General features: G+C 70.1%; 3 protein-coding genes. 2 read left to right on the top strand and 1 reads right to left on the bottom strand.

Translation table 11 applies throughout. From position 1 onward, the window contains the following. The coding region (locus VIR09_RS01450; protein ID WP_332011086.1) for an MFS transporter at positions 1 to 700 on the top strand (700 nt) is incomplete at its 5' end. Between the two features lie 127 nt (positions 701 to 827). Here the strand turns inward: VIR09_RS01450 and VIR09_RS01445 are convergent. Next, on the bottom strand, positions 828 to 1,637 hold the full coding sequence (locus VIR09_RS01445) for a helix-turn-helix transcriptional regulator (protein WP_332011083.1): 810 nt from the start codon (positions 1,635 to 1,637) through the stop codon (positions 828 to 830). Between the two features lie 148 nt (positions 1,638 to 1,785). Here VIR09_RS01445 and VIR09_RS01440 point away from each other — a divergent pair. Next, positions 1,786 to 3,238: FAD-dependent oxidoreductase (locus VIR09_RS01440; RefSeq protein ID WP_332011080.1), on the top strand; the 1,453-nt coding region annotated here is incomplete at its 3' end.

Genomic DNA, 3,238 nt, shown 5'->3' with positions numbered 1-3,238 from the left:
CGCCACGTCCATAGGCTGGCGCGGCAGCTTCTGGGGCCTGGCCGCGCTGTCCCTGGCGCTGGCCGCGCTGATGCTGGCCTGCATGCCGGCCTTGCCACGCCCGCCACGCGTCGGCTTGCGCGAGCAGGCGCGCATTCTGCGGGATCCGCGCATGCTGGCCCACATCGCACTATCCGTGGCGGTGTTCACTGCGATGTTCGCTGCCTATACCTATCTGGCCGACGTGCTGGAACGCATCGCCGGCGTGCCGCCGGCGCAGGTCGGATGGTGGCTGATGGGCTTTGGCGCGGCGGGCTTGGCGGGCAATTGGCTGGGCGGACTGGCGGCGGACCGCAATCCGCTGGCCGCGACCCTGGCGTTCACCCTGCTGCTGGGCCTGGGCATGATGGCCGCGGTGCCCCTGGCCTCCTCGCTTGCCGGACTGCTGCCGGCGCTGGCCGCCTGGAGCATCGCCAACACGGCCCTGTATCCGGTCTGCCAGGTGCGCGTGATGAAAGTGGCGCCGCAAGCCCAGGCCATGGCGGGAACGCTGAACGTGTCGGCGGCCAATGCCGGCATCGGCATCGGCGCCATGCTGGGCGGCTTGGCCATCGCGCAGTGGGGCCTCGGCAGTGTGGGCTATGTCGCTGGGGCCGTGGCGCTGCTGGCGGCGTTGGCGGTACCCGCCATCGCCCGGCTGCGGCCATCCGTGGCAGCCTGATCCCGACCAATGCGGACGACGCCGGGCGCCCGCGAGCCGCGGGCATGCAGGCGATGCCCAGCGGCCGCTGGCATCAGGCATACCGGTCATGCTCAACTGCCGCCAGCCTCAGGCTTGCAGGCGAGCCTCAGCGGCCGCCGGCCTCGGCCGTACAGGCCGGCGCGGCGCACACCGCGGGCGCCTTGATCAGGAACTCCTTCAGGCTGGCGACGTTGTTCTTCTTGAAAATGCGATTCTTGTAGGTCACCACGGTGGTGGGCGACAGGCCCAGTTCGCGCCCCACTTCCTTGGCGGTATGGCCCTGGCGTAGCAGGTCGGCTACCTGGATCTCACGCAGCGACAGGCCACTGCACCAGGACGGCGTGCGCGGCGCGTCCGCATCCGCGCGGCACAACTGGTGGTGGCGCCGCGCCAGCGCGATCAGCAGGGGCGCGCGCCCGCGCATCAGTTCGGCCACGTTCGGTGAATGCGCATGCGAGAAATACAGGTTCAGGTAGCTGATGCCCTCGCTGCGGGAACCGATGAGCGAAATCTTGCTGGCGAAGCCGGGGCGCTCGAACAGCAGGCGGCGGTACTCGTCATCCGCGATGCGCTCCGGGGACGCCGTCTGGACAACCAGGTCCGGATGATGGCCGGGCTGGCAGGCCATGTCGCGCAGCAGGCCGTAGTTGGGATCGCGCCGGTAGAACTCGTTGTCCACGAACACGTTGGTGGTCCATTCGATCAGGGACTGGTTCAGCAGGCTGGCCGCCGACGAATACTGCACCAGGCCTTCGTGGCCGTAGAACACGTGCGACACGTGGTCGGCAGCCACGGTCTCGCGCAGCGCCAGCAGCAGCGCGGCATGGAACATGGGGCCGCCCAGGTCCATGACGGCGGACTCGGCCCAGCGGTCCGGCCCCCCGCCCGCGGGCATAGGGTTGTTTGTCTCTTCCATGGTGTCGTTTTCCCCGCTTGCGCGTGTTTTCCCGATTCTAAGGTCATCCTCCGCCGCCGCGGTGTCCTCTTCCGTGAGGACATGACGGGCCCGCGTGGCGCTCCTAGAGTGGTGCCTGCATCGAAACCACATCGAACTAGGGAAAACGATGAAAGAGCTTCCCATCTATCCATACGTCAGGCCCGATGACATGGACCGCCCGCGCCGCGAGCCGCATCCGGTGGCCGTCGTGGGGGCCGGATTGACCGGCCTGACGCTGGCGCTGGACTTGGTGCGGCGCGGCATCCCCGTGGTCGTGCTGGACGACGACAACACCGTCGGCGTGCGCGGCCTGGCCTCGCGCGGCATGGTCTGGGCGCAGCGCACGCTGGACATCTTCGACCGCCTCGGCATGGCCGGCGAGGTGGTCGGCAAGGGCGTGCGCTGGAACGTGGGCCGCGTGCTGTGTCGCGACATGGCGGTCGCCTCGTTCACGCTGCAGGACCAGCCCGACATGCGCCACAACGGCTTCGTCAACCTGCAGCAGTACTACCTGGAAGCCTTCCTGGTGGATGCGCTGATGCGCGAGCCGCTGGCCGAGCTGCGCTGGCTGAACCGCGTCGCCGGCATCGAGCCGCAAGCCGAAGGCCCGGCCACCTTGCAGGTGGAAACGCCCGACGGCGCCTATACCTGCCGCGCGCAATGGGTGGTCGCCTGCGACGGCGCCAAGAGCGCGGTGCGCACCATGCTGGGCCTGAGCCCGCGCGTGTATGACCAGACCGAGGACCGCTGGATCATCATCGACGTCGTGCTGCGCGACACCGCCTGGCCGGAAGAGCGCTGGACCTGGCTGGACGCGCGCAGCAACCACGGCCGCGCGGTCTGGCGCCACAAGATGGCCGACGACACCTGGCGGCTGGACTTCCAGCTGCGTCCCGACGAAGACCCCGCCGAAGCGGCCACCGACGCGGGCATGCGCCAGCGCGTCTGGGACCTGCTGGGCGAGCGCGTGGAGTTCGACATCGCCTGGCACGGCGTCTGGGCCTACCGCCATGAATGCCTGGACAGCCTGCGCCATGGCCGCGTGCTGTTCGCGGGCGATTCGGCCCACCTGGTCGCGCCCTTCGGCGCGCGCGGCGGCAACGGCGGCATCCAGGACGCCGACAACCTGGGCTGGAAGCTGGCCCTGCTGCTGCAAGGCCGCGCGGGCGAGTCCCTGCTGGATACCTATAGCGTCGAGCGCAAGCACGCGGCGATGGAAAACATCCGCCAGGCGCGCCGCTCCTCGCGCTTCGTCTATCCGGGCGCGGCCCGCTCGGCCGCGCTGTGGCGCGACGCCATCATCGACCTGGCGCCGCGCCACGCCGTCGCCGCCCGCATGATCAATACCGGCCGTCTATGCATGCCGGCCGTCTATCCCGCGTCGGCGCTGGCTTGCGGCACACACGCCCTGGCCGGGCGCGCGCTGCCCAACGTGGTGCTGCGGCAAGCGGATGGCCTGACCTTGCACGGCCTGCTCGGCCCCTGGTTCACGGTCCTGGTGTTCGGCGATGCCCTGCCCCCCCGCGTGCAGGACGGCGACGGCCTGGTGCGCTGGGTCGCCGTCGGGCCGCTGTGCGACG

It is taken from the genome of Achromobacter sp. (assembly GCF_036567245.1).
Classification (GTDB): Bacteria; Pseudomonadota; Gammaproteobacteria; order Burkholderiales; family Burkholderiaceae_B; genus Achromobacter.
Note: the sequence above shows the minus strand (reverse complement) of the source record. Positions and strands in the feature narration are given on the sequence as shown.